Consider the following 21899-nt stretch of genomic DNA (forward strand, 5'->3'; position numbering starts at 1 on the left):
CATCCTGTCCTATGACTTGCGAACCCGCTCAATGAGCGACGAAGTGGAATAGCCGTCTTCAAAAGGCAGGATTTTCACCTGCCCGCCATTCTCCATCACTGTGGTGGCGCCGGCGATCTCCTCGACCGAGTAGTCGCCCCCTTTGACCAACACCTGAGGCAAAACGCGTGAGATCAATCGTGCGGGGGTATCTTCACTGAAGGGCACAACCCAGTCCACACAGGACAAAGCAGCCAGCAACGTCATGCGATCGTCGACACTGTTCAAGGGGCGCTCGGAGCCTTTTAAGCGGCGCACTGAGTCATCGTCATTGACCGCGATGATGAGCCGATCCGCCAACTGACGCGCCTGCTTGAGGTAAGTCACATGACCGCGATGCAAAATGTCAAAGCAGCCGTTGGTCATGGCCACGGTCTCGCCACGCGCCCGCGCCGCCGCCACCAGGGCCAACAGACGTTCCTCGTCCACCACGCCCCGCTCCTCGACCTGGCACGGACGAGCGGACTGTTGTAGCTCCGCCACTGTGACGGTCGCCGCGCCGAGCTTTCCCACCACCAAACCGGCTGCCAGATTGGCCAAGCCCGCGGCGTCCGCCCATTCCAGGCCGGCGGCACGCCCCGCGGCAAGCAAACTGATGACCGTATCTCCGGCACCGGTGACATCGTAAACTTCGCGAGCCCTGGCCGGCAGATGAATCGGCTGAGTTTTGGCATCGAACAGGCTCATGCCGTCTTCGCTCCGGGTCACCAGCAGCCGCTCGAGTTCCAGCGTCCGACACATCTGCGCCGCGGCACGGATCAGATGCGCCTCATCGCGTACCGAACCGGCCACCGCCGTGAACTCGCCCAGATTGGGCGTGAGGGCGCTGGCACCCCGGTAACGATCGAAATCAGTGCCTTTGGGGTCCACGAACACCGGAATCTGCCTCGCCCGAGCAGCCTGGATCATGGCCTGCACCGCTTGCAAAGTGCCCTTGCCATAGTCGGAAAAGATGACCACATCGCAATCGGCCAACGCCTGCTCGAAAGCTTGGTCCAGGCGACCCGTTGCAAGCTCCCCGTCGGGCCGTTCGAAGTCCAGCCGAATGAGCTGCTGATGGCGGGAGAGAACCCGAAGCTTGGTGATGGTCGGCATCCCCGACATCCGCTGGAAGTCACAGCGGACGCCAGCCGATGTCAGCACTTCGGTCAACCGTTCTGCCGCCTCGTCTTGGCCGGTGACGCCGAGCAGACGGGTCTGAACCCCGAGCGCCGCCAGATTGAGCGCCACGTTACCCGCGCCGCCGGCACGCTCGTGGCATTCATCCACACGCACCACGGGCACGGGCGCCTCCGGGGAGATACGACCTGTTGAACCCTGCCAGTAGCGGTCAAGCATGACATCGCCCACTACCAGCGCCCGAACTTTGGCAAAATCGGGAATCTTTATCGTCATTGCGTGCTACCGAACAAAAACGAGCAAAGCATATCACAGCGATATGGCGGCTCCGGCGGAAGAAACGTTTCCCCAAGCGGATGCGCGCGATACACTTGCGGCCGCATTTGAAAAACACCCCGACACGAGAGGATCTTTGGGTGGGAAGACGCCGCCAAGCGCTGGAAAGCCGTTCCCAATTCGACCCCCGCTTCTGGCCGCTGTGGGCGCTGTTCGGTGTCCTGTGGTTGAGCAGCCAATTACCTTACCGATGGCAATTGAATATCGGCCGGTTTCTGGGGCGCGCGGCCTACTATCTGGCTAAATCCCGCCGCCACGTGGCCCGGCGCAACCTGGAATTGTGCCTGCCCGAACTTAGCGCAAGCGAGCGGGAGCAGTTGCTAAAGCGCAACCTGGAATCCCTCGGCATGGGTCTGATCGAAACCACCATGAGCTGGTGGGCACCGGACCAACGCGTCGCCGGTCGGCTCGAGATCGAGGGTCTGGAACACTTGCGTGCCGCGCAAGCCGACGGTCGGGGCGTGATCTTGCTCAGCGCCCATTTTTCCTCCATCGACATCTGCGGGCGCCTACTCGGGCCGCAGGTCGACATGGACGTACTGTTCCGTCGCCACGAGAACCCGGTCATTGAGCGTTTCATGCGCGGCCATCGGGAGCGGATGTTCGAAAACGCCATCCCGCGCGACGACATCCGCACCATGATCCGGCACATCAAACAAGGGCGCGCGGTGTGGTACGCGCCGGATCAAAACCATCGGGGTAAAAACAGCGCCATGGTGCCGTTCTTCGGCGTTCCCGCCTCCACCAACACCGCGACGCCCCGCCTGGCCAAAATGACCCATGCCCGGGTTTTGCCGTTTTTGTTCCGCCGCGATGACAAAATCGGACGTTACTACGTGCGATTTTATCCGCCGGTGGAAGACTTTCCCACCGACGATCCGCTGGCGGACACCACCCGCGTCAACCAGATTATCGAGGAATTGATTCGTCAGTGCCCGGAGCAATATTTCTGGGTACACCAGCGTTTCAAGAAGCGCCCACCGGAATACCCGGACGCCTACGCTTAAATCCCGGCCGAAGGCCAAGCGCGGCGTTTTTCTCCCCCGGCAAGATAGGCTCGCAAAAGTCGACGCCAATCCACGGACGAGAAAACCACCTCGTCACGTTGGCGTTGCAATTTATCCAGTGAACGCTTGAGCCGCTTCAGATTGGCTCGCTTCCATCGCTTGCCCCGGCGGCGGCGGCCCCGGTCGAAGTCGATAAGAAAAACCGCCTCGCCCGCCCCCAACAGGATGTTGTGGGCGTTCAAATCGGCATGATAAACGCCGGCGTCATGAAACCGGCGTATGCAGCGACCCACCGCAGCCCAACGTTCGGGGCCCACCCGACCGGCCACCACTTCGTCCCACAGGGAAAACGCAGGCAATCGCTCGGTGATCAGATCGGCGGTGTAAGACCAGCGGCGACGCACCACCCGTGCTGCGATAGGCCGGGGAACCGGAAAACCCTGGCGATAGAGATCGTGAATCAGATGCCACTCTCGCCACGGACGGCTCAGCGCCAACCCGGCCCACACGTAACGGTCGCGCCCAATGCGCCCGACCAGTCCACCGCGGCGATAGTGGCGTAAAACCCACTCACGCTCGCCACGGTCGATAACCACCACCTGGCCGCGGCCGGCCGGATGCGCCTGCCATCGCCCAGCTGCCGGACCGAACAGGTCCGAACGAGCGTGATCCACCGACTCAGCATCAAACACCACCGCGCCGTCGGGCGTTTGCGCATAGCGTGGCCGCACGGGTGAGGGACCCGCCCGCTCAATGGATTCGGCAATGGACAACGAAAGCAATCCCCCAACTGATCAGCCGTTCTAGCGGCGGTCGCGATCCCCAATTGATGGCAGCTCGAAAATCACTTCACCGTAATGGTGATCTTTTCGGAAACCACCGGCGGATCGTGCGGAATATGGTTGTGGTCGCCCAGTAACAGCTGCAGCGTATGCTCACCGGGCGCGAGCTCCACCGACACTTCCGTTTGGCCGCCACCAAAATGGCGATGGTGTTCGTCTGCCGGGACCGGGGCATCCAAGGGCGGCAAACTTTCCGCATCGATCAACAAATGATGATGACCGGTCGCGGCGCGCTCCACACCCGCCGGCGCCACGCCCATGCCACGGAGCCCGAAACGGACCACAACCGGGCTGCTGACCGTCTGGCCGTTAGTGGGCGAAATAAAATAAATCGCCGCACCCTCCGGTGCCGGCGCGGCGTGCAACATCGTACCTACAAGAAAAACCATGAGCCCGAAAAGCCATCCGAGCGGTCGTTTTTTATTCACAGCTTTGATTCCTTACGGTCGTGACGGTTGGACATTGCCTACAAGCTACCGCAGCCACTGTCACGCCACAAGCGCAGGCGTTGACCGCGCCGCCGCGCGTGCCGACAATGGACGCTCTTCGTCCCACCACGGTTTTTGGAGGTTCCATGCGCATCGGTTGGATCGGCCTAATGGCCTTCGTTTGGGCGGGCGTGATTCACGCCGAGATCGTCACCCAAACCATCAAATATCCCATCGCCGGCAAATCGTACGTCGGCTACCTGGCCTACGATGACAGCATCAAGGAACCCCGGCCGGGTATTGTGGTGTTCCACGAGTGGTGGGGGCTGAATGATTTCGCCCGCAGCAAGGCGGAGGCATTGGCGGAGCTGGGTTACGTGGCGTTTGCCGCCGACATGTACGGCAAAGGCATGGCCACCCACGATCCGGAACAAGCCGGTCAGTGGTACACAGAAGTGAGCGAAAACCGCGCCTTTAGAAAACGCGCTCAAGCAGCAGTTAACGTGCTTAAGAAACAAGCCGGCGTGGACCCAAAACGCATCGGCGCCATCGGCTTTTGCTTCGGCGGCACCACCGTGCTGGAGCTCGCCTACAGCGGTGCGGATGTGCAAGGCGTGGTCTCGTTTCACGGCGGGCTGACCGCGCCGGGCGAAGCGGATCGGGATCAAATCCAATCGGCCATTTTGGTGTTGCACGGGGCGCAAGATCCCTTCGTCAAACCCGAGCAGCTCGAAGCGTTTGAATCCGGCCTGAAAGCGAGCAGCGCCGACTGGCAGTTGGTCATCTACGGCAACACCTTACACAGCTTCACCAATCCGAAAGCCGACTCCGTCGACATGGAGGGATTGGCCTATAACCCGCTGAGCGATCGGCGGTCCTGGGCGGCCATGCAACAGTTTTTCGACGAAGTCTTGCGCTAGATTACGTCCCGGGCGCCGGTTCTCGTCTCAGCCGAGCGGCTGGCAAGACCAGTCGGCGCCCGGGGGCAACGTGCCAGGAAAGGTCCCTTCCCAGGCCGCGTTTGGCCACGGGTCGGCTGCGTAATAACCCAAATGGGCGATGCAGCGGCAATCGCTGGACCCGAACCGCCGAACCGGCGCTTCGATGCCCGGCAGGGCAAATAAAGACTTGGCCCAGAGGCATTCCAGCTTCTCCGGCGTATAGGCCACCCACACGCGTAGCGGCTGCACCACCGGCCGCAGATAGTCCAAATGCCAGTGAGACCGCCCCCCACGCAGATGCCGAGCCACCCGCGCCGCGACGCCGCCGGGCCCGCGGGCGCTACCCAGGTACAGATACAACCCGGCCTTGATCGCCAGCTCACCCAAACCGCCGGCCGTGACCACCGCGTCCGAATCGGCCCGCAGCAACAACGCGTAACTCCCGGGCTCCGACCTCAAAACTGCCATGGCACGTCAAACCAGACCGTGAAAAAACGTTGAATTTGGTGCCCCGGACAGGAATCGAACCTGTGACCTTCCGCTTAGGAGGCGGACGCTCTATCCTACTGAGCTACCGGGGCCGTGAGCGACTGGAACACGATGCAGCTGATAAGCTTACCCGGCCACTGCCAGAAATTAAAATGCCGGCGAACCGCCGGCATTTTAATGGAACTTGGTGGAGCCGAGGAGGATCGAACTCCCGACCTTCGCATTGCGAACGCGACGCTCTCCCAGCTGAGCTACGGCCCCACAGAGGGTTGTCATAACGACAAGCGGCGACTTCACGGCCGCCGCGGCGCTAGTTTAACATCACCTCAAACCGGCTGCCAGATGCGCCTATGTCCCTTCGCCTGTCCATCATCATCCCGACGCTGAACGAAGCGGGGCAGATTTCTGCCACCTTACAAGCGCTCCAATTCGCTCGCGACCAGGGCCACGAAGTGATCGTCGTCGACGGCGGCAGTGACGATGAAACACCGGGCCGGTGCGCGGGCTTGGCGGACCACATCGTGACCGCCGAACGGGGCCGCGCCCGGCAAATGAATGCCGGCGCCAAACTCGCCCAAGGCCAAATCCTGTGGTTTCTCCACGCCGATACCCGAATGGCGCGCAGCGCCGTGACGGAGCTGTTGCAAGCGGTCGCAGAGGGCGCGCTGTGGGGTCGGTTCGATGTGCGGCTGGACTCTCGGCTCGCGATGCTCCGCTTGGTGGGTTTTATGATGAACCGGCGCTCCCGCCTCACGGGGATGGCCACCGGGGATCAAGGGATTTTTGTCCAGCGCGCGCGGTTTGAGGCCATGGGCGGATTTGCGGATATCCCGCTCATGGAAGATATCGAAATCAGCCAGCGCCTGCGACGCTTGGCGCCACCGGCTTGCCTGACTGGGCCGCTCGTCACATCCGCGCGCCGCTGGGAGCAGCACGGTGTGTGGCGCACGATAGGACTCATGTGGTCATTGCGCTTCGCGTATTGGCGGGGGGTGGACCCGCATACCCTGGCCGGGCGCTATCGATGAGCGAGCGCTCATATCGGCACCCGGACGCGATCATCCTGGTGTTCGCCCGCGCTCCGGTGGTGGGGCAGGTCAAAACCCGCCTCGCGCGGCGGATCGGTCCCGCTGCGGCAACCCGGTGGCACCGGCAAATGACTTTGAAGACGCTGACCACACTGCACGCCGCGCGCCTGGCACCGGTTTGGCTGGTGGGCGTACCGGACATCCGGCATCCGTTCTTTTTTTCCTGTCGCCGGCGGTTTAGCCTTCGACTGCGGCGCCAATCGCGGGGTGATCTCGGCCGGCGCATGAATCATGCCCTCTGCCAGGCGTTAAGGGTCGCCAATCGTGCGGTTTTAATCGGTACCGACTGCCCGGCACTGGGCTACGCCGATCTGGATGCGGCACTGCAACATTTGGCCAGGGGCGCGGAGATTGTGCTGGGACCGAGCACCGATGGCGGTTATGTGCTGGTGGGGGCGAATCGGCCCGCGCCCGGGCTCTTTCATGGCATCGACTGGGGTACCGAGCGGGTGATGGCCCAGACTTATCGCCGGCTATCCACTCTCAACCGGTCCTGGCGCTGCCTGCCGCCCAAACCGGACGTGGATCACTACGCCGACCTGCAAACGGCCCGGCGGGCGGGTTGGCTTTAAGGCGCCGCGCCGTAACCGGTGAGCTCCACGTAGCCGTGTCCGCTCACGCGGCCGTCTGCGTCGGTTCCGGTCACTTGCACCAGGCCTTCCCAATAGCGGATTGCCAGATTCAGCTCTTGGTCGGCGATGGCCGGCTCCAGTCGCAGTTGCAGCGATTCCGATGGCAACTCCAGGGTCCAGCCCGAGGGGTAACGAATCCCCGAGTGGGGGCTGCGCCAATGGTCGCGGACCGTCACCACCACCGCGTCGTGCTCCAGAATGTGATAGCTGCCGTCCGCATCCACGAGCACGCCGTAGTCGAACGGGTTGGGCGCGCCATCCCGGCGTCGTATCTGACAGAACATCAACTCCCGTCCATCGTCCAGTTGGACCGAGAACCAGTCCCAGCCCACCCGGTCTTCTCCTAAGGTAGATGTCCCCCACTCCCGATCCATCCACGACGCGCCACTTACCGGAATGATCTCCTCGCCCAGCGTGATGTGCCCCTGAGTCGGCATGCGGGTCAGGGAGTAGTAATAAGATGCATCGCCGGGCGTTTGGCCTTTGACGCTCAAGCCCTCGCGGCCCTGCAATACCGGCGGTTTGTCCGACGCCAACACCAGCTCAATGGCCACATCCCCCTGCCGCGCGGTGAGCCGGGCCGGAAATGCCGGCCCCTGCGGCGCCAGGCTTTTGAGCTCCCAGTCGTCCAGCCAAACGCGCAACGGCTGTGCCTGGGCCCCGGCCATTGCCAAAGCGGCGCGATTAAACCGCTCAAAGGCATGAAACTCGCCGGCCGCGACATCGGTGAGAGCCAAATGAGCCATGTAGATCTGCCGGGTGGCCCAGTCGGAGGCGCGTTGTGGCATGTCGGGCGCGACGGCGACGCGGAAAAATGTCAGTTCGTATCCGAAATCTCGGCCATCGTCGGCTTTCAGATTGCCGGTGAAATACCACCACTCGCTGGCAAAATCCTCGTGCGGGCCGTGATCTTCGGGGAAATCCCAGGATCTGGGGGTCACGGCGCGCTCAAAGCCCGAAATCCCCTCCTCCACAAACGCTTGGGACAAATCAATCGCACCGGCCGGCGAATCCCCCCTGCCGGAATCACGGTTGGAGGTGAGATACACGACAGACAAACCCAACACCACAGCGGTGACAAGAACGACAAGGGCCCGCACGCCTCAGTCCTCCCGCAGTGCCAGGGCCGCGGGCGTGGTGGCCATGCGCCAGGCTGGATACAAACCCGCGACCACGGCGGCAATGATGGCCGTAAACAGGGTTTGGGAGAGCACGCTGAACGACCAGACGAAATCGATGCTCCAGCCGAAGGCGCGCTGGTTGATCGCGCCGGTGAGCACTGCCGCCAGAACGAGCCCCACCGGAACTGCCGTCAGTCCGGCCACTGCACCCATCAGCGCCGTCTGCCCCGTTACCATGCGCCCCACTTGACCCGGCGTCATGCCGAGTGCCCGAATCACCGCCGTTTCCTTGGCTCGCTCCAGCTGCAACGCCATCAGCGCGCTGGTCACGCCCACGATGCTCACCACCAGCGTGAGCAACTGCAACACGCCGGTAACGGCAAAGGTGCGCTCGAACACCTCCAGCGAGTATTCCAAAATACCGCGGGTTTGCATGACCGAAAGGGGATTGGCCGGGCTGGCCAACTGTTGCGCCGCGCTGACGACGGCCTGCTGGTCTGCGCCCTCCACGAGATATAGCCCAATGCCGTTGAAGCCCTTGCGCGACGGCCAAAGGCGGATGAAGGTCTCGCTGCCCACCAAGAGATTGCCGCGATCGGAGCCGTAGTCCTGATACACGCCGACAATTTCGACCTCGATCCAACCGTGCTCCGAGGCCAAGGTGATTCTGTCGCCCACCGACAGCCGGTTGTGAAATGCCAACGGTTCGCTGGCCAGTGCTGCGGGCACGGCCCGTTCCGGGTCGGTGATGGCAGGAAATGCCGTCTTCGGCCGGCCGGCTTGCAACAGCAATGCATCGCGAACCTCAGGCACCACATCGAAGCCGGTGACGCGGATGGGTCCGGAGCGCGTCTCGATCTCCGACGCGCGGATCGCCACGACCTGGCGGACACCCGGGATGTCGCGCAGCCGGTCGGCCACCGATTCAATCACGACCGCGCCGCGCGGCGAGGCGACGCCGGGTGAGACGTATATCTCGGCGCTCAAGGTGCGCTCGAGCCAGGTTGAAACGCTGTCACGGAAGCTGGCGATCATGGTTCCCACGCCGACATTGGTCGACAAGGCAATGGTGAGCGCGGCGATGGCCAGACCGGTTCGGCTCAGCGAGCCGGACACGCCGCGCGCGGCAAGCCGGGCCTCCAAGGAGCCATTGACAGGCAACAGACGATCCACCCCGGTCATCAACCACAAGGTGATGGATGGCATGAATAAGCTGGCTGCCAATACCAGTGCCACCAAAGCCCCATAGGCCGGAAGAAGCGATTGGCTCGGCCACAGCAACAGTGGCGCCATGAGCACCAACAGCACCACGCCGGCCCGCGCCAAGGCCGGCGCTAACCGATGTACCCGCCCCTCCAGCACCGAGCGGTTCAAGACCATCCGCGGCGGCGTTCGCGCGGCTTCCACGGCCGGGACGATCGCCGCCAGCACGCTGCCCACCAAACCCAGCGCCGCGCCTTTGGCCACACTCACCGGGTCGAGATACAGCTGCGTGATCTGCAGCGCGTAGTACATATCGTTGATGGTCCGGGCGACCAAGGCGAGGAGAAACCGAGCCAGCGCCGTACCCAACAACAACCCCAGCGCGGTCCCGACGATCCCCAACAGCACTGCCTCGACGGTGACACCGATAAAAATTTGCTCTCGGGTCACCCCCAAGGTGCGCAGCGTGCCGAGCAGTGGCCGCCGCTGGACGATGGCGAAACTCATGGTGTTGTAGATCAGATACAAACCCACCACCAAGGCCAGCAAACTCATCGCCGCCAGATTGAAGTCAAAAGCGCGGGTCATGCCCTCCATGGCGCGGGTGCGGGTGCCGGCCGTCTCGATCCGCAGCCCCGGCGATAAACGCGCCGCCAACTCTGCCAGGGCCTGCTCGCCCGCCTCGCCTTTGGGCACCTGTAGGTCGATCCGGGTGATGCGCCGGTCCATGCGGAGCAGCTCCTGCGCTCCGGCGATGTCCATCAGCATCAAACCCGAGACCATTTGCTCATCGGCCGGGGCCTCGAACACACCAGCCACGGTCACTGTGTCGCGGCCCATGGGCAACAGCAGATCGACGGTATCGCCCTTGGAAAGGCCCAATTCGGCCGCGCCGGGGGCAGACAGCAGAATCTGACCGGCCAGGGTCATCCAGCGCGTCGTGCCACGGAGCGAAAACTGGCCGGCGCCCCCCGCGCTTCCGAAACCGCGAAATGGCGCCTCGGCCACACCGTCCACGCCCAGCAAACGGAAACTCAGCCCCGGCCGATCAGCCGGTGTAACGGTGGCCTCGATCACCGGGGCGGAGGGGTAAGACCAGCCAGCAAGGCGAAGATCGGAATAGATGGTTTGGTCTATCCCGCCAGGACCGCCAACGATGTGGTGGGTGGCTTGGCCGACGACCCCCCGCATGGAGAGGTTTAGCGCGTGACGTGCGCTGCTGCTGGCCATGTCGACGGCAATGACCACCGCCACGCCCAGGGCGATGCCCAACACCGAAAGCGCGGTTAACCAGCGATGCCGCAGCAAATGCCGGATGCCGGCCAGCCAGTAAGTGGGAATCAAGCCGAGGCCTCGCCGTGCAACCGGCCTTTGCGGAGGTGTAAGACGCGATCGGCCCGACTCGCGAGCTCGGTGCTGTGCGTCACCATGATCAAGGTCTTGCCGGCACCCCGCACCAAGCGCTCCAACACCGAAAACACGTGGTTGCCGGTGTCGACATCCAGATTTCCCGTGGGCTCGTCGGCAAGAATCAGATCGGGCTGATGAATCAGGGCCCGGGCCACCGCCACACGCTGCTGTTCGCCGCCCGATAGGGTATCGGGAAAGCGATGGCCGTACCCGCCGAGGTCGACTTCGTGCAGCAACAACTCGATGCGCTTGCTCGCGGCTTCATCGTTCCGCTGATTCAGCTGCAGCGGCAGCCGGAGATTTTCAGCCACCGTCAATGTGGGCAGGAGATTGAAGAATTGAAACACAAAGCCGATGCGCCGGCGCCGCAACAACGTGCGCCCCCGTTCGTCCATTGCCTCCAATCGCTGGTTGGCCACTTCGATACGGCCCTGATCCGGGCGATCGATACCGCTGATGAGGTTTAGCAAAGTGGATTTGCCCGAGCCGCTGCGGCCCACCAGGGCGAGCATTTCACCTGTGGGCACCTGCAGATCCAGGCCGTTGAGCACGGTACGGCGACCGGCGCCTTCCAGGTAGCTGTGGCGCACATCGCCGAGTTCGACCATAAGCGAGCGGCTCATCGGACTAACGCCTGAAGTCCACGCGACCACCGTAACTGAAGGGTATGTTGCGAATCAGGGGCAACCCCACGTCGATGTCGCCCCGAATGCGGTAATTCAACTCCGGCTCGCCCTGCAGCAGAAATGTCGCTAGAGAACCCGCCAAACGCGCCATCGACAGCTTGGCGTTCACGTCGAACTCCACCGCATCGCGCGCGGGGATCTTGAACGCCTCGACGTTCTCGCCCTTGGCGAATCGCCGCCCCATCAACTCCACACGATAACGAAACACTTTGACGGGCAAGGCAATTCGGTTGGGATTATGGATGCGTATGGTGAGACAAAAACGTTGCTCGAACAGGCTCACTTCCTTGGCCTGCAAACCGGTGATGGTAATCTCCGGGGTCTTTACGAAACGCCGCACTTGCTTGATCAGCCAGCCACGCAGACGATCCCGCACACTTGGCTTGGGCTCGACAATCTCGCCTTCGATGGGTTGTCGCTCCATCTTCCTTGATCCTCCTTGGGCATCCCTTCGCCCTGACACAAACGTGTCATTTTAACGCAATCCTTAGAACCGCCTCGCCGGTCCCTGGCGGGACCGTTCAGTCTCCGCCGCGATACAACTGGACCGTGCCCTTGCGCTCAAACGGGACTGTATCGGTAAAAGGCAAATCGACTTCCACTTCCCCTTGGATGTGATAGTCCAACTCGCCGTTGAAATTCGAGAGCAGATTGGCCATTTGGCCAGCAAACTCGAGCAGATTCGTTCGTACATCGGTGTGAAACAAGGCGCGGCCGCGTGCCGGTACGGTGAAAGGCTCGGTTGTTTCACCGTTGGCGAAGGACTGACCGGCCAGATCCACTTGGTAGCTGATCCGCTCCACCGGCATCGCCACACTGTTGGGATTGTAGATTTCCAATACCAGACGATAACGCTGCGAAACCAGGCCGACCTCGAGGATTCGTATTTCCTGAAGCCGAATTTCCGGTTCTTCCACCAGGCGGTTCAGCATGCCCGTGCAGCCGCCGAGGATCAATGCGAACAAGGCAATGAGACATGCCGCCCATCGGATGGGGTATTGCATATGCGACCGATTCCTTACTGTCAGTGACACCCACGCGGGTGACCCGTTGATGAAACCGGATACGCTACCATGTGGTCGCCGAAGGTGAAATATTCCCGGTCGCTTGACCGCACCCATCGCATCGGCGGGATCAGAGGCCTTTCAATCCCAGCGATCATCCCGAACCTGGACCACGTTATGCTCCAGGCGAACGGGAAAGGTATCGACCGGCTCATAGGCGGGCGGGGAGAGCACCGCGCCGGTTCTCACATCGAACCGGGCACCGTGGCGCGGACAGGTCACTTCGCAACCCTTCACGGGACCGCCGGTCAAGGTGCCGCCATCGTGGGTGCAGATGTTCTCAATCGCATAGTAGGTGCCTTCCACGTTGAACACCGCGATGGAGACACCCTCCACATCCACCACCTGGTGAGTGCCAACGGGAAATTCCCCGGCCGGCGCCACATCCGTCCAGTTGCTCAAAATATCCTCCTAAAAATCGGTGGGTTTAGTCCGACGTCGGCTCGCCGGCTTGCTCTGGCTGCCACAAAACGTCCGCCACCCCGGCCTGCCGATTGAGGGCGCGAGCGGCCACGAACAGCAAATCCGATAAACGATTGATATATTTGAGCGTGACCGGATTAACGGATTCCTCCCGGGACAGACTCAACACCGTCCGCTCGGCCCGACGGGCCACCGTCCGGGCCAGATGGCAAGCGGCGGCGGCCGGTGAACCACCTGGCAGAATAAATTCTTTCAGTGGTTTGAGATCCGCATTCATCTCATCCAACCAAGTCTCCAACTGGGATACTTTGGCATCGCGAATACTGGTGCGGCCTGGGATACACAGCTCGCCACCGATATCGAACAAATCGTGCTGAACCGCTTCCAGGCGGTGGCGCAGATCACCCTCGATTCCGTGAGCCACCACCACGCCAATCGTGCTGTTCAACTCATCCACGGTTCCGAACGCTTCCACACGCAAGCTGTCTTTGGATACCCGGCTACCATCCCCCAAACCGGTGGTTCCGGCGTCGCCGGTGCGAGTGTAGATTTTCGACAAGCGGTGACCCATGTTCAACCCTCCTTCAGCTCATAATGTACTGGCAGCTCCAGACCGGCAAGCCGGCCGGGGAGCGACACGTCGGTCAGTCGGGGCACCCGCCGCATGGCCTTCACGGCACTGCGATCCAAAATGGCATAGCCAGAACTTTGTGCAACGGAGACGTTCGAGATGGCGCCATCCGCCTCCAGATCGAACCGCACCCTGACGGCGCCTTCCCAACCTTGACGCCGGGCCAAGGTCGGATAATAAAAATACTTCGCCAGACTCTCACCGACACGCGCCATCAACATCTCGGGTGTATCTCCACCCGCCGGTTCCCCCCTTGCAACGGCCTTTGCTGACCACGCGTCGTTTTCGGACTCAACGCTCAATGGGGATGGATCCGCCGCGGAAGAGGATAGTCTATCCGCTGGGATGACCGCGGCCTGCTCGGCGATTCGCCGGACAGGGTCAGCCGGCAAGGCAGGGGCAACGGCCGGACTCGGCTTCGGCCTCGACGATGGAATCGCCGGCCGGGATACCCGCTCCACTGGGTCTTCAGCGGAGCGGGTAAGTTCTTTTTGATCGCTGTTCGGACGACTGGGTGCCGGTAAGGGGGGCCGGACCGCTTCTTGCCCGGCCGCCTCACCCCGCGGCGCGGCAACGAACTCCAAATGAACGGAGGTCGGCCCGCGAGGTGCCCATTCGGGCCAAGGCAACGGCACCTCTCGCCATACCAGCACACTGGCGTGCAGGATCAGCGATAGCGCCAGAAAACCAGCCAAGCGCCCGTGGGCATGATTCAGCCGAACCGTCACCGTCTAAATCCACCCTACGGCGTGCGGTAGTTCACGCTGACATAGGCAGCGCGCCCCGGTTGCAGGTAGGTGTCGGCCAGACTGTATTGTTTGTCGAATACATTGTCGATTCGGCCTTGCACGCTCCAACCATCGGCGATTTCCAATCCGGCGCGGAAGTTCACCAGACCATAGCCCGGCAATTCCACGGTGTTGGCGGCATCATCATAACGACGGCCCTGGGCGATCACCGTGCCACCCATACTGAGGGCGCCCCAACTTCGATCCAGCTCGATCCGGGCACTCTCGTTGGCCCGCCTCGGCAAGTCGGCACCGGTGTCGCGGTTCTCGTGATCGAGCACGGTCACGGCGCCATAGAGCCGCCAGTCGGCTGCATTGAGCTCGATGCCGGTCTCCAGGCCAACAACGCGGGCCGATTCAATATTGCCCACCGTGCCCGCGCCGGAATCGAATACGATCAGATCATCAATGGTGTTACGAAACACGCTGGCCTGGACCCGCGCAGGACCGGTGCGCATCTGAATACCCAGCTCGAGATTCTCCGATTCCTCCGGCGCCAGGTCGGGATTCCCGGCGAAAAAGCCCACATCCGGAAAGAACAACTCATTGAAGGTCGGTGCCCGGAATGCACGACCATAGCTGGCCGTGACTCGAGCGGCGTCGGACAAATCCACACCCCAGGTCAGTCCCCCGGTGGTGTTCTCCCCATACGCGTCGTTGTCGTCATAACGCAGGCTGCCGACGATGTCGTGACGGCCCAGACGGATTTGATCCTGGATAAAATAGCCGACATTGTCGCGCTCGGTTTCCGCGAACTCGGTGGTGCTGACCACCTCGTCGGACACGTAGTCCACGCCGAGGGTCAACAACTGGGCCTCGCCGATGCTGACATCATTCTGCCAAGTCATTTGCCGGCGCTGGCTGTCGAATAAGGTTTGCACTTCGTCGTTGAACAGGTTGTCCGAGTCATCCCGGCTTTCGTTCACGGACAGTCGGCTGAACCAGCCGGCCAGCACCGGCATCGCGGCATAGGCGCCCAGGACCTGTTGAACGAAGTCGGTTTCGTTGGGAACGCCGTCATACTCCGTCTGACCGGCGGCCCTCAGGGCATTCACACCCAACTCCAAACCACTGTTGAAGCGATGCGACAGCGAACCGCCGACGGAACCGTTGCGGTAACCGTCATCGTCCGGCTCATCCGGCGTGAAGCCGAAAGGCGTCGTCGCACCGTCAAGCTGCACATTGTAGCCCTCGGTGCCGAAATAGGCGGCCTGCACGGCGTACCGCGTTCCTCCCGATGAACCCGATAGGCCGACACTTCCCGCCCGGGTGGTATCGGACCCGACGCTGCCGGTGAAGTTGAAACGCGGATCGCCCTGACCGCGTCGCGTAAAAATGTGAATCACACCACCGATGGCATCGGCCCCGTAGAGCCCCGCGCGAGGCCCGCGCACGATCTCGATCCGGTCAATTTGCTCCGGTGGGATGTACTGCAGCGCCGCGGCACCGGTGGTGGCGGATCCCACACGAACGCCGTCGATCAATACCAAAGTCTGATTGGAATTGGTGCCTCGTAGAAACACGCTGGTGTTCTTACCGAAACCGCCGTTGGCGACCAGATCGACGCCCGGCTGACCGACCAGCAAATCCGGCAGCGTGGCCGGCTGTAAACGCTCGATGTCTTCACGGGTGATTACGGTGACCGGCGCCAGGGTGTCATCCACGCTGCGGGCGGTTCGGGTGGCGGTGACAACAATCGCATCGTCCGCCCAGGCAGTGGCGCTGGTTCCCCCCAACGCCAAAAGAGTGAGAAAAAGGGATCTGCTAGCGCTCTTGTTCAATGTTGTATTTTCCTGTCAGTCCATGTGCACCGGGCACGAAGAATGAAAGTCGAATACGGAGGACATCACAGGAAAGAGCACCAGCACGGGAGCCCCAACCGTGCTGCCCACCGCAACACATCAGGTCTTCGCTCCACTTGGCCGGTCTCCGGGCTGATGAGTTGGCCATTCGCCGGGGGCAAATGCCGAGCGATGGTCGCCTTCCCATGTCGTTAAGAAAAGACACAGTGGCGGGGGACCACGCTATGCTCAATCACCGTTGCGGGGGCAGCGTTGGAATAGATCCTTATGACCGAATCGCACCAACTTCCCGTTTCACGCCGAAGACGAACGTCGTCGGCGCACCAAGGGCATTTAAGGTGGCGCCACACTATACGCGGGGCCCATCCCTGTCAACTGGCCATTTGAAGGGAAACGCACCCACAGGCGGCGCGGGTCATGCAGCGCCACCTCGTCGATTAATCGGGAACAAAAAAGCGGCTTTCGAGTGTTTGCAACTGACGCAGGGGATAGTCGAACAAATCGCTCAAGCTCTTCACCGAGAGCACGTCGCCCACCGGCCCCGTCATCAGCGCGCCGTCCTTAAACATCAGAATCGCGTGGTCGCAAAACCGTGCGCATAAATTCAAATCGTGCAAGCTGATCACCGCGGCTTTGTCGTCGGCCTCAACCTCCCGACGCACCTCGGTCAGAATCGCGATCTGGTGACCCAGGTCCAGATGATTGGTGGGCTCATCCAACAGGTAAACTTGAGGCGCCTGGGCCCATGCGGCGGCGATGGCCACACGTCGACGCTCCCCGCCGCTGAGCGTGGTCACCTCGCGATCCTCAAAACCGGTTAATCCGACCCGCTCCAGCGCCGCCCGGGCCAACCGATGGTCGGCCACCGATTCCGCTTGCCAGAAACGAATCCAGGGATGCCGACCCACCAGGACGGTCTCGAGAACCGTGGCGGGAAAATGATCCGGGTAGTCCTGTAACACCATCGCCCGCTCGCGAGCCCGCTCGCGAGCGCTCAAGCCAGCGAGCGGCTGATCCAATAACCGGACCTGACCGGCGCGTGCCCCCCGTAAACCCGCCAGCGTGTGCAGCAATGTGGTTTTACCCGCGCCATTGGGTCCCAACACACCCCAAACCTGGCCAGCCATGACGGTGACATCCAATGGCTGCCCCGCAGCACGCCCCGGAAGATCGATGACCAGTCCATGGGCGCTGAGCCGATGGGCGCTCATCGACTCCGCCTCAACAACCAAAGGAAAAGGGGTACGCCCAGAAAGGCAGTAATGACTCCAACCGGGAGCTGCTGGGGCGCCAATACCGTCCGGGCCAAGGCGTCGGCCACCACCAAAAGACTGCCACCCAGCAAAGCAGCGCCGGGAAGTAACAAACGCTGATCATTGCCGATGGACAAACGCAAGATGTGTGGTACCACAAGGCCGACAAAACCGACGTTGCCGACAATCGAAACCGCCACCGCCGTGGCCAGGGCACCGACGATGAAGATCACCATGTGCCAAAACGCCACGGTCACGCCCAAGGTTTCCGCCTGCTGCTCTCCCAACGCCAAGATGTTCAGCGAGCGTCCCGCCGGCCACGCCAGCACAGCGAGGCCCACCAAGAACACGCCTTGAAGCCACGGCGCCCGATAAACTCCGGCCAGATCACCCATCAGCCAATGCACCATCCCGGGCAACCCTTCCACCGTTGCGACGGACAATAAGAAGCTGATGACCGCGCCCCACCCGGAGGCCAACACCACACCCGCGAGCAGCAAGCGATTGGGTGTCCAACTGCCGGTCCCGTGGGCCACGCCGAGAACCAGCCCGATAGAGAGCATGGCCCCGACGAACGCGGCCAGCGAGACCGTGCCGGCGGCGGCACCGAGAACGATGGCCAGCAACGCCCCCACCGACGCCCCGCCAGATACGCCCAACACGTAGGGGTCGGCCAGCGGATTGCGCAACAGAATCTGCATGAGCGCACCGGCGATGGCCAATAAACCACCGCTGACGAACGCCGCCATGGCGCGGGGCCATCGCAAATCCCAAACCAAGGTTTGAACCAAAGGTTCCCCCCCGCCCAGTAAAGCCACGAACAGCGACCCCGGCGTCAGCATCCGGCCGCCGCAGGCGAGGGCGCCGAGAAGACTCGCGCAGGCGATGAGAACGAGGATCAATAAAACCGGTACGTGGCGTGGCATCGGCAGGTATTATAGGGCGCCTTCAGACGTGTGCGGCACCCTGCCGACGCGTCGCCGGCAGCGGAACGATCGACACGCATGGGGTAGTCACATGTCAAAAAGCGCGTTTCTGGAAACGGCCATCGCAGCAGCGAAAGCCGGCGAATCGATCATTCGAAAATACTATTCGGGTGATTTCGAGGTTCAACTGAAGGCGGACCAGACGCCGGTCACCGTGGCGGATGTCGAGACCGAAAAAGCCATCAAAGAAATGATCCTCACCCGCTTTCCGGACCACGGATTCTATGGCGAGGAAACCGGTACAACGCGGGCGGATGCCGACTACGTCTGGCTAATCGACCCCATTGACGGGACCAAAAGCTTTGTCCGCCGGTATCCGTTCTTTTCGACCCAAATCGCATTGATGCACCAGGGCGAGTTGGTGCTGGGCGTATCGAATGCGCCGTTGTTCGGCGAGATGGCCTACGCAGAGAAAGGCACCGGCGCCTATCTGAACGATCGGCCCATCCAGGTGAGCGATGTCGACGCCTTGGCGCAAGCGACTTTATCCATGGGCAACATCAAGACACTGGCGACATCAGACCAATGGCCAAGGCTGGGTCAGCTGGTCGCCGCCATGAATCGCACCCGCGGCTACGGCGATTTTTATCACTACCACCTGCTGGCGGCTGGCTCCATCGATATTGTTGTGGAATCGGACGTCAATATTCTCGACATCGCGGCGTTGACCGTAATCATCCGCGAAGCGGGCGGCGATATCACCGATTTGCAGGGGAAAGACATCGGACTGAAAACCACGAGCGTGCTCGCCACTAACACAGTCATTCGCCCGAAAGTGGAGGCCGTGCTCTCACGTTAGGCCACGGCCAGCGAGCTATGATGACGCTACGGTGACGAGTCGGGCTCCCGCAAACTGATGACAGGCCAATCGCGAGCGCGAGCGGCAGCAGCGAGTTGGGGATCAGGGTCAACTGCAACCGGGTGGGCCACACGCTCCAGTAGCGGCAGGTCGTTGTGGGAATCGCTGTAGAAATAGCTTCCGGCCCAGGTTTGATCCCGTTCATTCATCCAAGCGTCCAGTCGCGTCACTTTGCCGCTCTGAAAACAGGGAACTCCGCAAACCTTGCCGGTGTAACGCCCGTTCAGCAGCTCGGGTTCGGTGGCCAATAAGGCATCCACCGCGAAGGCCTGGGCGATCGGGTCGGTGACGAACCGGTTGGTTGCCGTGATGATGAGCAAGGTGTCACCCGCGCGACGGTGACGGGCCAGCAACTCGCGTGCCGCCGGCAGCATGATGGGCTCGATTTTCGATTGAAAAAACGCCGTGCGCCATCGCTCCAACAAGGACAAGGGGTGTTCGGACAAGGGACGCAGGGAAAACGCTAAAAACTCGTAGATATCGAGCGTACCTTCCTGATAGGCGCGGTAGAAGCGTTCGTTTTCGGCCCGATACCAGGCCGGGTCCACCGCACCCTGCTCGGACAGAAAATCCCCCCATAGATGATCGCTATCACCCGCTAACAAGGTGTTATCCAAATCAAATAATGCCAGCGCCACGCGACCTCCAGACAACTCAAGACTTTGCTATTTTACCCACATTAAGATGGAGTCTGTGCACGCGACTTTAAAGGTTCGAATAATTTCGGTATGTTGACAATCACATGACGTTTAAGGCCAGTAGTGCATCTCGCAATGATCGATTCCGACGGCTTTCGTCCCAATGTAGGCATCATCATTTCCAACGGTGAATCCAAGGTATTTTGGGCGAGGCGTATTAACCAAAACGCGTGGCAGTTTCCTCAAGGCGGCATCGCAAAAGGCGAGACGCCCCGAGACGCGTTGTTTCGGGAACTGTCCGAAGAAGTCGGCCTCACATGCGATGACGTGGAAGTACTAGGGTCAACACAGCGCTGGCTGCGCTATTACTTGCCCAAACGGTTTATCCGAACAAATGCCCAACCCCGATGTATCGGCCAGAAGCAAATCTGGTTTCTATTGCGACTGACCTCGCACGAGAACCGGGTCCAATTCGACACCACAGACGAACCCGAATTTGATGCCTGGCAATGGGTCGACTACTGGCACCCGGCCGAGGCGGTCGTGTTTTTCAAACGACACGTCTACCGCAAAGCCCTCACCGAACTAGAGCCGCTGGCGTTGCAACGACATAACGCCACGTCCAAATAAGTATCCGGAAGACGTTCCAAACACACCCATCCGCATCAACGGCGCCGACCAGCGGTTTGATAGCACCTGCGGGCCGCATTCACATTAAAGAAAACCCGATATCGACACGATAACTTCATTGGATCCATCTGGGGGGAGACGGATAATTTCCATGGACTGTAAAACAAGGTATTTCGGGTGTCCCGCACAACACGCTAACCCCGACCTTCAGAACTCTATCAACTCAAAAGCTTAGCGATGGCGACCGGCACGTTGAATCAACCACGTCTCACCGGGGTCGCCCGCCGTCTCGTTGCGGACCAGCTCATCACCCCTGAAGATGCGCTCAAAGCGCAGCAGGATGCCGCCGCCAAGAAAATCTCTCTGGTGGCGTATTTCGTCGATCAGAAGCTGGTCAAGCCACGCGATATCGCCCTGTCTATTTCGGAAGAATTCGGCGTCCCGTTTTTAGATCTGGACGCTATGGATATGCGCTTGGCGCCGATCAAGGAGGTGGACGAGAAGCTGATACGGCGCCACCACGTTTTGCCTTTGTATCGGCGAGGCAACCGGCTTTTTCTCGCCGTATCCGATCCGACCAACCTCCAAGCCTTAGACGATATCGAGTTCCACACAGGAAAACACAGCGAAGCGATTCTCGTCGAATACAACAAGCTCTCCGAAGCCATCGAGAAAAATCTGGAAAGTTTCGACGAGAAAATGTCGGAACTGGTGGACGGGGATCTGGAAAACCTGGATCTCGATACCGCCGAAGAAACCCGTGAAGCAGACGTCGCCGATCTCGGCGCGGACGATGCGCCTGTGGTTCGGTTCGTCAACAAAGTGCTCCTGGACGCCATCAACAAGGGGGCATCTGACATACATTTCGAACCATTCGAATATTTTTACCGGGTGCGTCGCCGTCAGGACGGTATTCTGCACGAAGTCGCGACGCCGCCGGTCTCGTTGGGCGTGCGACTGGCCGCGCGAATCAAAGTCATGTCGCGACTTGATATCGCGGAGCGGCGAGTTCCGCAGGACGGTCGTATCAAACTCAAATTATCGAAAACACGTGCCATCGACTTTCGCGTCAGTACTTGCCCGACCTTGTTCGGGGAGAAGATCGTACTTCGTATTCTCGATCCCTCTTCCGCTCAATTGGGAATCGGCGCTCTGGGTTTCGAACCCGAACAAAAACAGTTGTACCAGCAGGCGCTCAGCCGCCCACAAGGCATGATTCTGGTGACGGGCCCCACAGGAAGCGGTAAAACGGTCAGCCTGTATACAGGATTGAATATTCTCAACACCCCCGACCGAAATATCTCCACGGCCGAGGACCCCGCTGAAATCAACCTGCCGGGCGTCAACCAAGTCAACGTCAACCCAAAAGTCGGCCTCACGTTCGCGTCGTCCTTGCGGGCCTTCCTGCGGCAAGATCCGGACGTGATCATGGTTGGCGAAATCCGGGACCTGGAAACCGCCGAAATCGCGATCAAAGCAGCACA

Annotated in this window: 23 protein-coding genes, 2 tRNA genes and 1 riboswitch; of the genes, 7 read left to right on the top strand and 18 right to left on the bottom strand. The window is 61.2% G+C overall.

All coding sequences use genetic code 11. From position 1 onward, the window contains the following. Positions 1 to 9: 9 nt before the first annotated feature. Positions 10 to 1434 (bottom strand): bifunctional D-glycero-beta-D-manno-heptose-7-phosphate kinase/D-glycero-beta-D-manno-heptose 1-phosphate adenylyltransferase HldE, encoded by a 1425-nt coding sequence (gene hldE / locus SVU69_03670; GenBank protein ID MDY6942092.1) that lies wholly within the window; start codon positions 1432 to 1434, stop codon positions 10 to 12. A 140-nt stretch (positions 1435 to 1574) separates the two neighbouring features. Between hldE and lpxL the strand changes: the two genes are divergently transcribed. Beyond that, positions 1575 to 2501 carry an LpxL/LpxP family Kdo(2)-lipid IV(A) lauroyl/palmitoleoyl acyltransferase gene (lpxL, locus tag SVU69_03675; GenBank protein ID MDY6942093.1) on the top strand — a complete coding sequence of 309 codons (927 nt, stop codon included), beginning with the start codon at positions 1575 to 1577 and terminating at the stop codon, positions 2499 to 2501. On the opposite strand, the gene SVU69_03680 is transcribed toward lpxL, so the two are convergent. Both SVU69_03680 and SVU69_03685 read right to left on the bottom strand, forming a co-directional pair. After that, on the bottom strand, positions 2498 to 3274 hold the full coding sequence (locus SVU69_03680) for a 3-deoxy-D-manno-octulosonic acid kinase (GenBank protein MDY6942094.1): 777 nt from the start codon (positions 3272 to 3274) through the stop codon (positions 2498 to 2500). The genes lpxL and SVU69_03680 overlap by 4 nt on opposite strands. Before the next feature lie 71 nt (positions 3275 to 3345). Further along, positions 3346 to 3732, bottom strand: a complete 387-nt coding sequence (locus SVU69_03685; protein MDY6942095.1) for a DUF4399 domain-containing protein — start codon at positions 3730 to 3732, stop codon at positions 3346 to 3348. Between the two features lie 185 nt (positions 3733 to 3917). Here SVU69_03685 and SVU69_03690 point away from each other — a divergent pair, with 185 nt between their 5' ends. Then, a complete protein-coding gene (locus SVU69_03690) occupies positions 3918 to 4691 on the top strand; it encodes a dienelactone hydrolase family protein (GenBank protein ID MDY6942096.1) in 774 nt (257 codons plus the stop codon). 27 nt (positions 4692 to 4718) lie between these two features. Here the strand turns inward: SVU69_03690 and SVU69_03695 are convergent, their stop codons facing one another. The 3 genes from SVU69_03695 to SVU69_03705 all read right to left on the bottom strand — a co-directional run bounded on the left by SVU69_03695 (position 4719) and on the right by SVU69_03705 (position 5462). Then, positions 4719 to 5180 carry a GIY-YIG nuclease family protein gene (locus tag SVU69_03695; GenBank protein ID MDY6942097.1) on the bottom strand — a complete coding sequence of 154 codons (462 nt, stop codon included), beginning with the start codon at positions 5178 to 5180 and terminating at the stop codon, positions 4719 to 4721. 36 nt (positions 5181 to 5216) lie between these two features. After that, a tRNA-Arg gene (locus tag SVU69_03700) sits at positions 5217 to 5293 on the bottom strand. Between the two features lie 93 nt (positions 5294 to 5386). Further along, a tRNA-Ala gene (locus SVU69_03705) sits at positions 5387 to 5462 on the bottom strand. 89 nt (positions 5463 to 5551) lie between these two features. Between SVU69_03705 and SVU69_03710 the strand changes: the two genes are divergently transcribed. Both SVU69_03710 and SVU69_03715 read left to right on the top strand, forming a co-directional pair. Next, a complete protein-coding gene (locus tag SVU69_03710; protein ID MDY6942098.1) occupies positions 5552 to 6229 on the top strand; it encodes a TIGR04283 family arsenosugar biosynthesis glycosyltransferase in 678 nt (225 codons plus the stop codon). Further along, positions 6226 to 6861, top strand: a complete 636-nt coding sequence (locus tag SVU69_03715; GenBank protein ID MDY6942099.1) for a TIGR04282 family arsenosugar biosynthesis glycosyltransferase — start codon at positions 6226 to 6228, stop codon at positions 6859 to 6861. Before SVU69_03710 ends, SVU69_03715 begins: the two co-directional genes overlap by 4 nt. Here SVU69_03715 and SVU69_03720 read toward each other — a convergent pair. From SVU69_03720 to SVU69_03770, 11 genes are all read right to left on the bottom strand, one after another. Continuing rightward, positions 6858 to 8021, bottom strand: coding sequence for a lipocalin-like domain-containing protein (locus SVU69_03720; GenBank protein ID MDY6942100.1), 1164 nt, complete (start codon positions 8019 to 8021; stop codon positions 6858 to 6860). The genes SVU69_03715 and SVU69_03720 overlap by 4 nt on opposite strands. A gap of 3 nt (positions 8022 to 8024) precedes the next feature. Continuing rightward, positions 8025 to 10589: an FtsX-like permease family protein gene (locus tag SVU69_03725; protein MDY6942101.1), complete on the bottom strand. Its 2565-nt coding sequence runs from the start codon at positions 10587 to 10589 to the stop codon at positions 8025 to 8027. Beyond that, positions 10586 to 11278 (bottom strand): ABC transporter ATP-binding protein, encoded by a 693-nt coding sequence (locus tag SVU69_03730; protein MDY6942102.1) that lies wholly within the window; start codon positions 11276 to 11278, stop codon positions 10586 to 10588. The genes SVU69_03725 and SVU69_03730 overlap by 4 nt, the downstream gene beginning before the upstream one ends. A gap of 4 nt (positions 11279 to 11282) precedes the next feature. Next, a complete protein-coding gene (locus tag SVU69_03735) occupies positions 11283 to 11765 on the bottom strand; it encodes an LEA type 2 family protein (GenBank protein ID MDY6942103.1) in 483 nt (160 codons plus the stop codon). Between the two features lie 97 nt (positions 11766 to 11862). Continuing rightward, a complete protein-coding gene (locus SVU69_03740) occupies positions 11863 to 12345 on the bottom strand; it encodes an LEA type 2 family protein (protein MDY6942104.1) in 483 nt (160 codons plus the stop codon). Positions 12346 to 12486: 141 nt separating this feature from the next. After that, positions 12487 to 12807: a non-heme iron oxygenase ferredoxin subunit gene (locus tag SVU69_03745; protein ID MDY6942105.1), complete on the bottom strand. Its 321-nt coding sequence runs from the start codon at positions 12805 to 12807 to the stop codon at positions 12487 to 12489. 25 nt (positions 12808 to 12832) lie between these two features. Next, positions 12833 to 13399, bottom strand: coding sequence for a cob(I)yrinic acid a,c-diamide adenosyltransferase (locus SVU69_03750; protein MDY6942106.1), 567 nt, complete (start codon positions 13397 to 13399; stop codon positions 12833 to 12835). 2 nt (positions 13400 to 13401) lie between these two features. Continuing rightward, positions 13402 to 14187, bottom strand: coding sequence for an energy transducer TonB (locus SVU69_03755; GenBank protein MDY6942107.1), 786 nt, complete (start codon positions 14185 to 14187; stop codon positions 13402 to 13404). A 14-nt stretch (positions 14188 to 14201) separates the two neighbouring features. After that, positions 14202 to 16028 carry a TonB-dependent receptor gene (locus SVU69_03760; GenBank protein ID MDY6942108.1) on the bottom strand — a complete coding sequence of 609 codons (1827 nt, stop codon included), beginning with the start codon at positions 16026 to 16028 and terminating at the stop codon, positions 14202 to 14204. A gap of 121 nt (positions 16029 to 16149) precedes the next feature. Then, positions 16150 to 16392, bottom strand: a riboswitch (cobalamin riboswitch). Between the two features lie 94 nt (positions 16393 to 16486). Then, positions 16487 to 17260 carry an ABC transporter ATP-binding protein gene (locus tag SVU69_03765; protein MDY6942109.1) on the bottom strand — a complete coding sequence of 258 codons (774 nt, stop codon included), beginning with the start codon at positions 17258 to 17260 and terminating at the stop codon, positions 16487 to 16489. Then, a complete protein-coding gene (locus SVU69_03770) occupies positions 17257 to 18228 on the bottom strand; it encodes an iron ABC transporter permease (protein MDY6942110.1) in 972 nt (323 codons plus the stop codon). Before SVU69_03770 ends, SVU69_03765 begins: the two co-directional genes overlap by 4 nt. 91 nt (positions 18229 to 18319) lie before the next feature. Here SVU69_03770 and SVU69_03775 point away from each other — a divergent pair, with 91 nt between their 5' ends. Then, positions 18320 to 19087, top strand: a complete 768-nt coding sequence (locus tag SVU69_03775; protein MDY6942111.1) for an inositol monophosphatase family protein — start codon at positions 18320 to 18322, stop codon at positions 19085 to 19087. 26 nt (positions 19088 to 19113) lie between these two features. Here SVU69_03775 and SVU69_03780 read toward each other — a convergent pair whose 3' ends face one another. Further along, positions 19114 to 19785 (bottom strand): HAD family hydrolase, encoded by a 672-nt coding sequence (locus tag SVU69_03780; GenBank protein MDY6942112.1) that lies wholly within the window; start codon positions 19783 to 19785, stop codon positions 19114 to 19116. 135 nt (positions 19786 to 19920) lie between these two features. On the opposite strand from SVU69_03780, the gene SVU69_03785 reads away from it, so the two are divergent. Together SVU69_03785 and SVU69_03790 are read left to right on the top strand one after the other, a co-directional pair. Next, positions 19921 to 20415, top strand: a complete 495-nt coding sequence (locus SVU69_03785) for an RNA pyrophosphohydrolase (GenBank protein ID MDY6942113.1) — start codon at positions 19921 to 19923, stop codon at positions 20413 to 20415. 237 nt (positions 20416 to 20652) lie between these two features. Beyond that, positions 20653 to 21899: GspE/PulE family protein (locus SVU69_03790; GenBank protein ID MDY6942114.1), on the top strand; the 1247-nt coding region annotated here is incomplete at its 3' end.

Source organism: Pseudomonadota bacterium (assembly GCA_034189865.1).
In the GTDB taxonomy this organism is placed as follows: domain Bacteria; phylum Pseudomonadota; class Gammaproteobacteria; order UBA5335; family UBA5335; genus JAXHTV01.

Bases quoted from the DNA above. Each gene is read 5' to 3' on its own strand.
- SVU69_03775 (MDY6942111.1), top strand. From the start codon at position 18,320: ATGTCAAAAAGCGCGTTTCTGGAAACGGCCATCGCAGCAGCGAAAGCC.
- SVU69_03710 (MDY6942098.1), top strand. From the start codon at position 5,552: ATGTCCCTTCGCCTGTCCATCATCATCCCGACGCTGAACGAAGCGGGG.
- SVU69_03730 (MDY6942102.1), bottom strand. From the start codon at position 11,278: ATGAGCCGCTCGCTTATGGTCGAACTCGGCGATGTGCGCCACAGCTAC.
- SVU69_03750 (MDY6942106.1), bottom strand. From the start codon at position 13,399: ATGGGTCACCGCTTGTCGAAAATCTACACTCGCACCGGCGACGCCGGA.
- SVU69_03765 (MDY6942109.1), bottom strand. From the start codon at position 17,260: ATGAGCGCCCATCGGCTCAGCGCCCATGGACTGGTCATCGATCTTCCG.
- SVU69_03690 (MDY6942096.1), top strand. From the start codon at position 3,918: ATGCGCATCGGTTGGATCGGCCTAATGGCCTTCGTTTGGGCGGGCGTG.
- SVU69_03770 (MDY6942110.1), bottom strand. From the start codon at position 18,228: ATGCCACGCCACGTACCGGTTTTATTGATCCTCGTTCTCATCGCCTGC.
- SVU69_03685 (MDY6942095.1), bottom strand. From the start codon at position 3,732: ATGGTTTTTCTTGTAGGTACGATGTTGCACGCCGCGCCGGCACCGGAG.
- SVU69_03695 (MDY6942097.1), bottom strand. From the start codon at position 5,180: ATGGCAGTTTTGAGGTCGGAGCCCGGGAGTTACGCGTTGTTGCTGCGG.
- hldE (MDY6942092.1), bottom strand. From the start codon at position 1,434: ATGACGATAAAGATTCCCGATTTTGCCAAAGTTCGGGCGCTGGTAGTG.
- SVU69_03735 (MDY6942103.1), bottom strand. From the start codon at position 11,765: ATGGAGCGACAACCCATCGAAGGCGAGATTGTCGAGCCCAAGCCAAGT.
- SVU69_03715 (MDY6942099.1), top strand. From the start codon at position 6,226: ATGAGCGAGCGCTCATATCGGCACCCGGACGCGATCATCCTGGTGTTC.
- SVU69_03785 (MDY6942113.1), top strand. From the start codon at position 19,921: ATGATCGATTCCGACGGCTTTCGTCCCAATGTAGGCATCATCATTTCC.
- SVU69_03740 (MDY6942104.1), bottom strand. From the start codon at position 12,345: ATGCAATACCCCATCCGATGGGCGGCATGTCTCATTGCCTTGTTCGCA.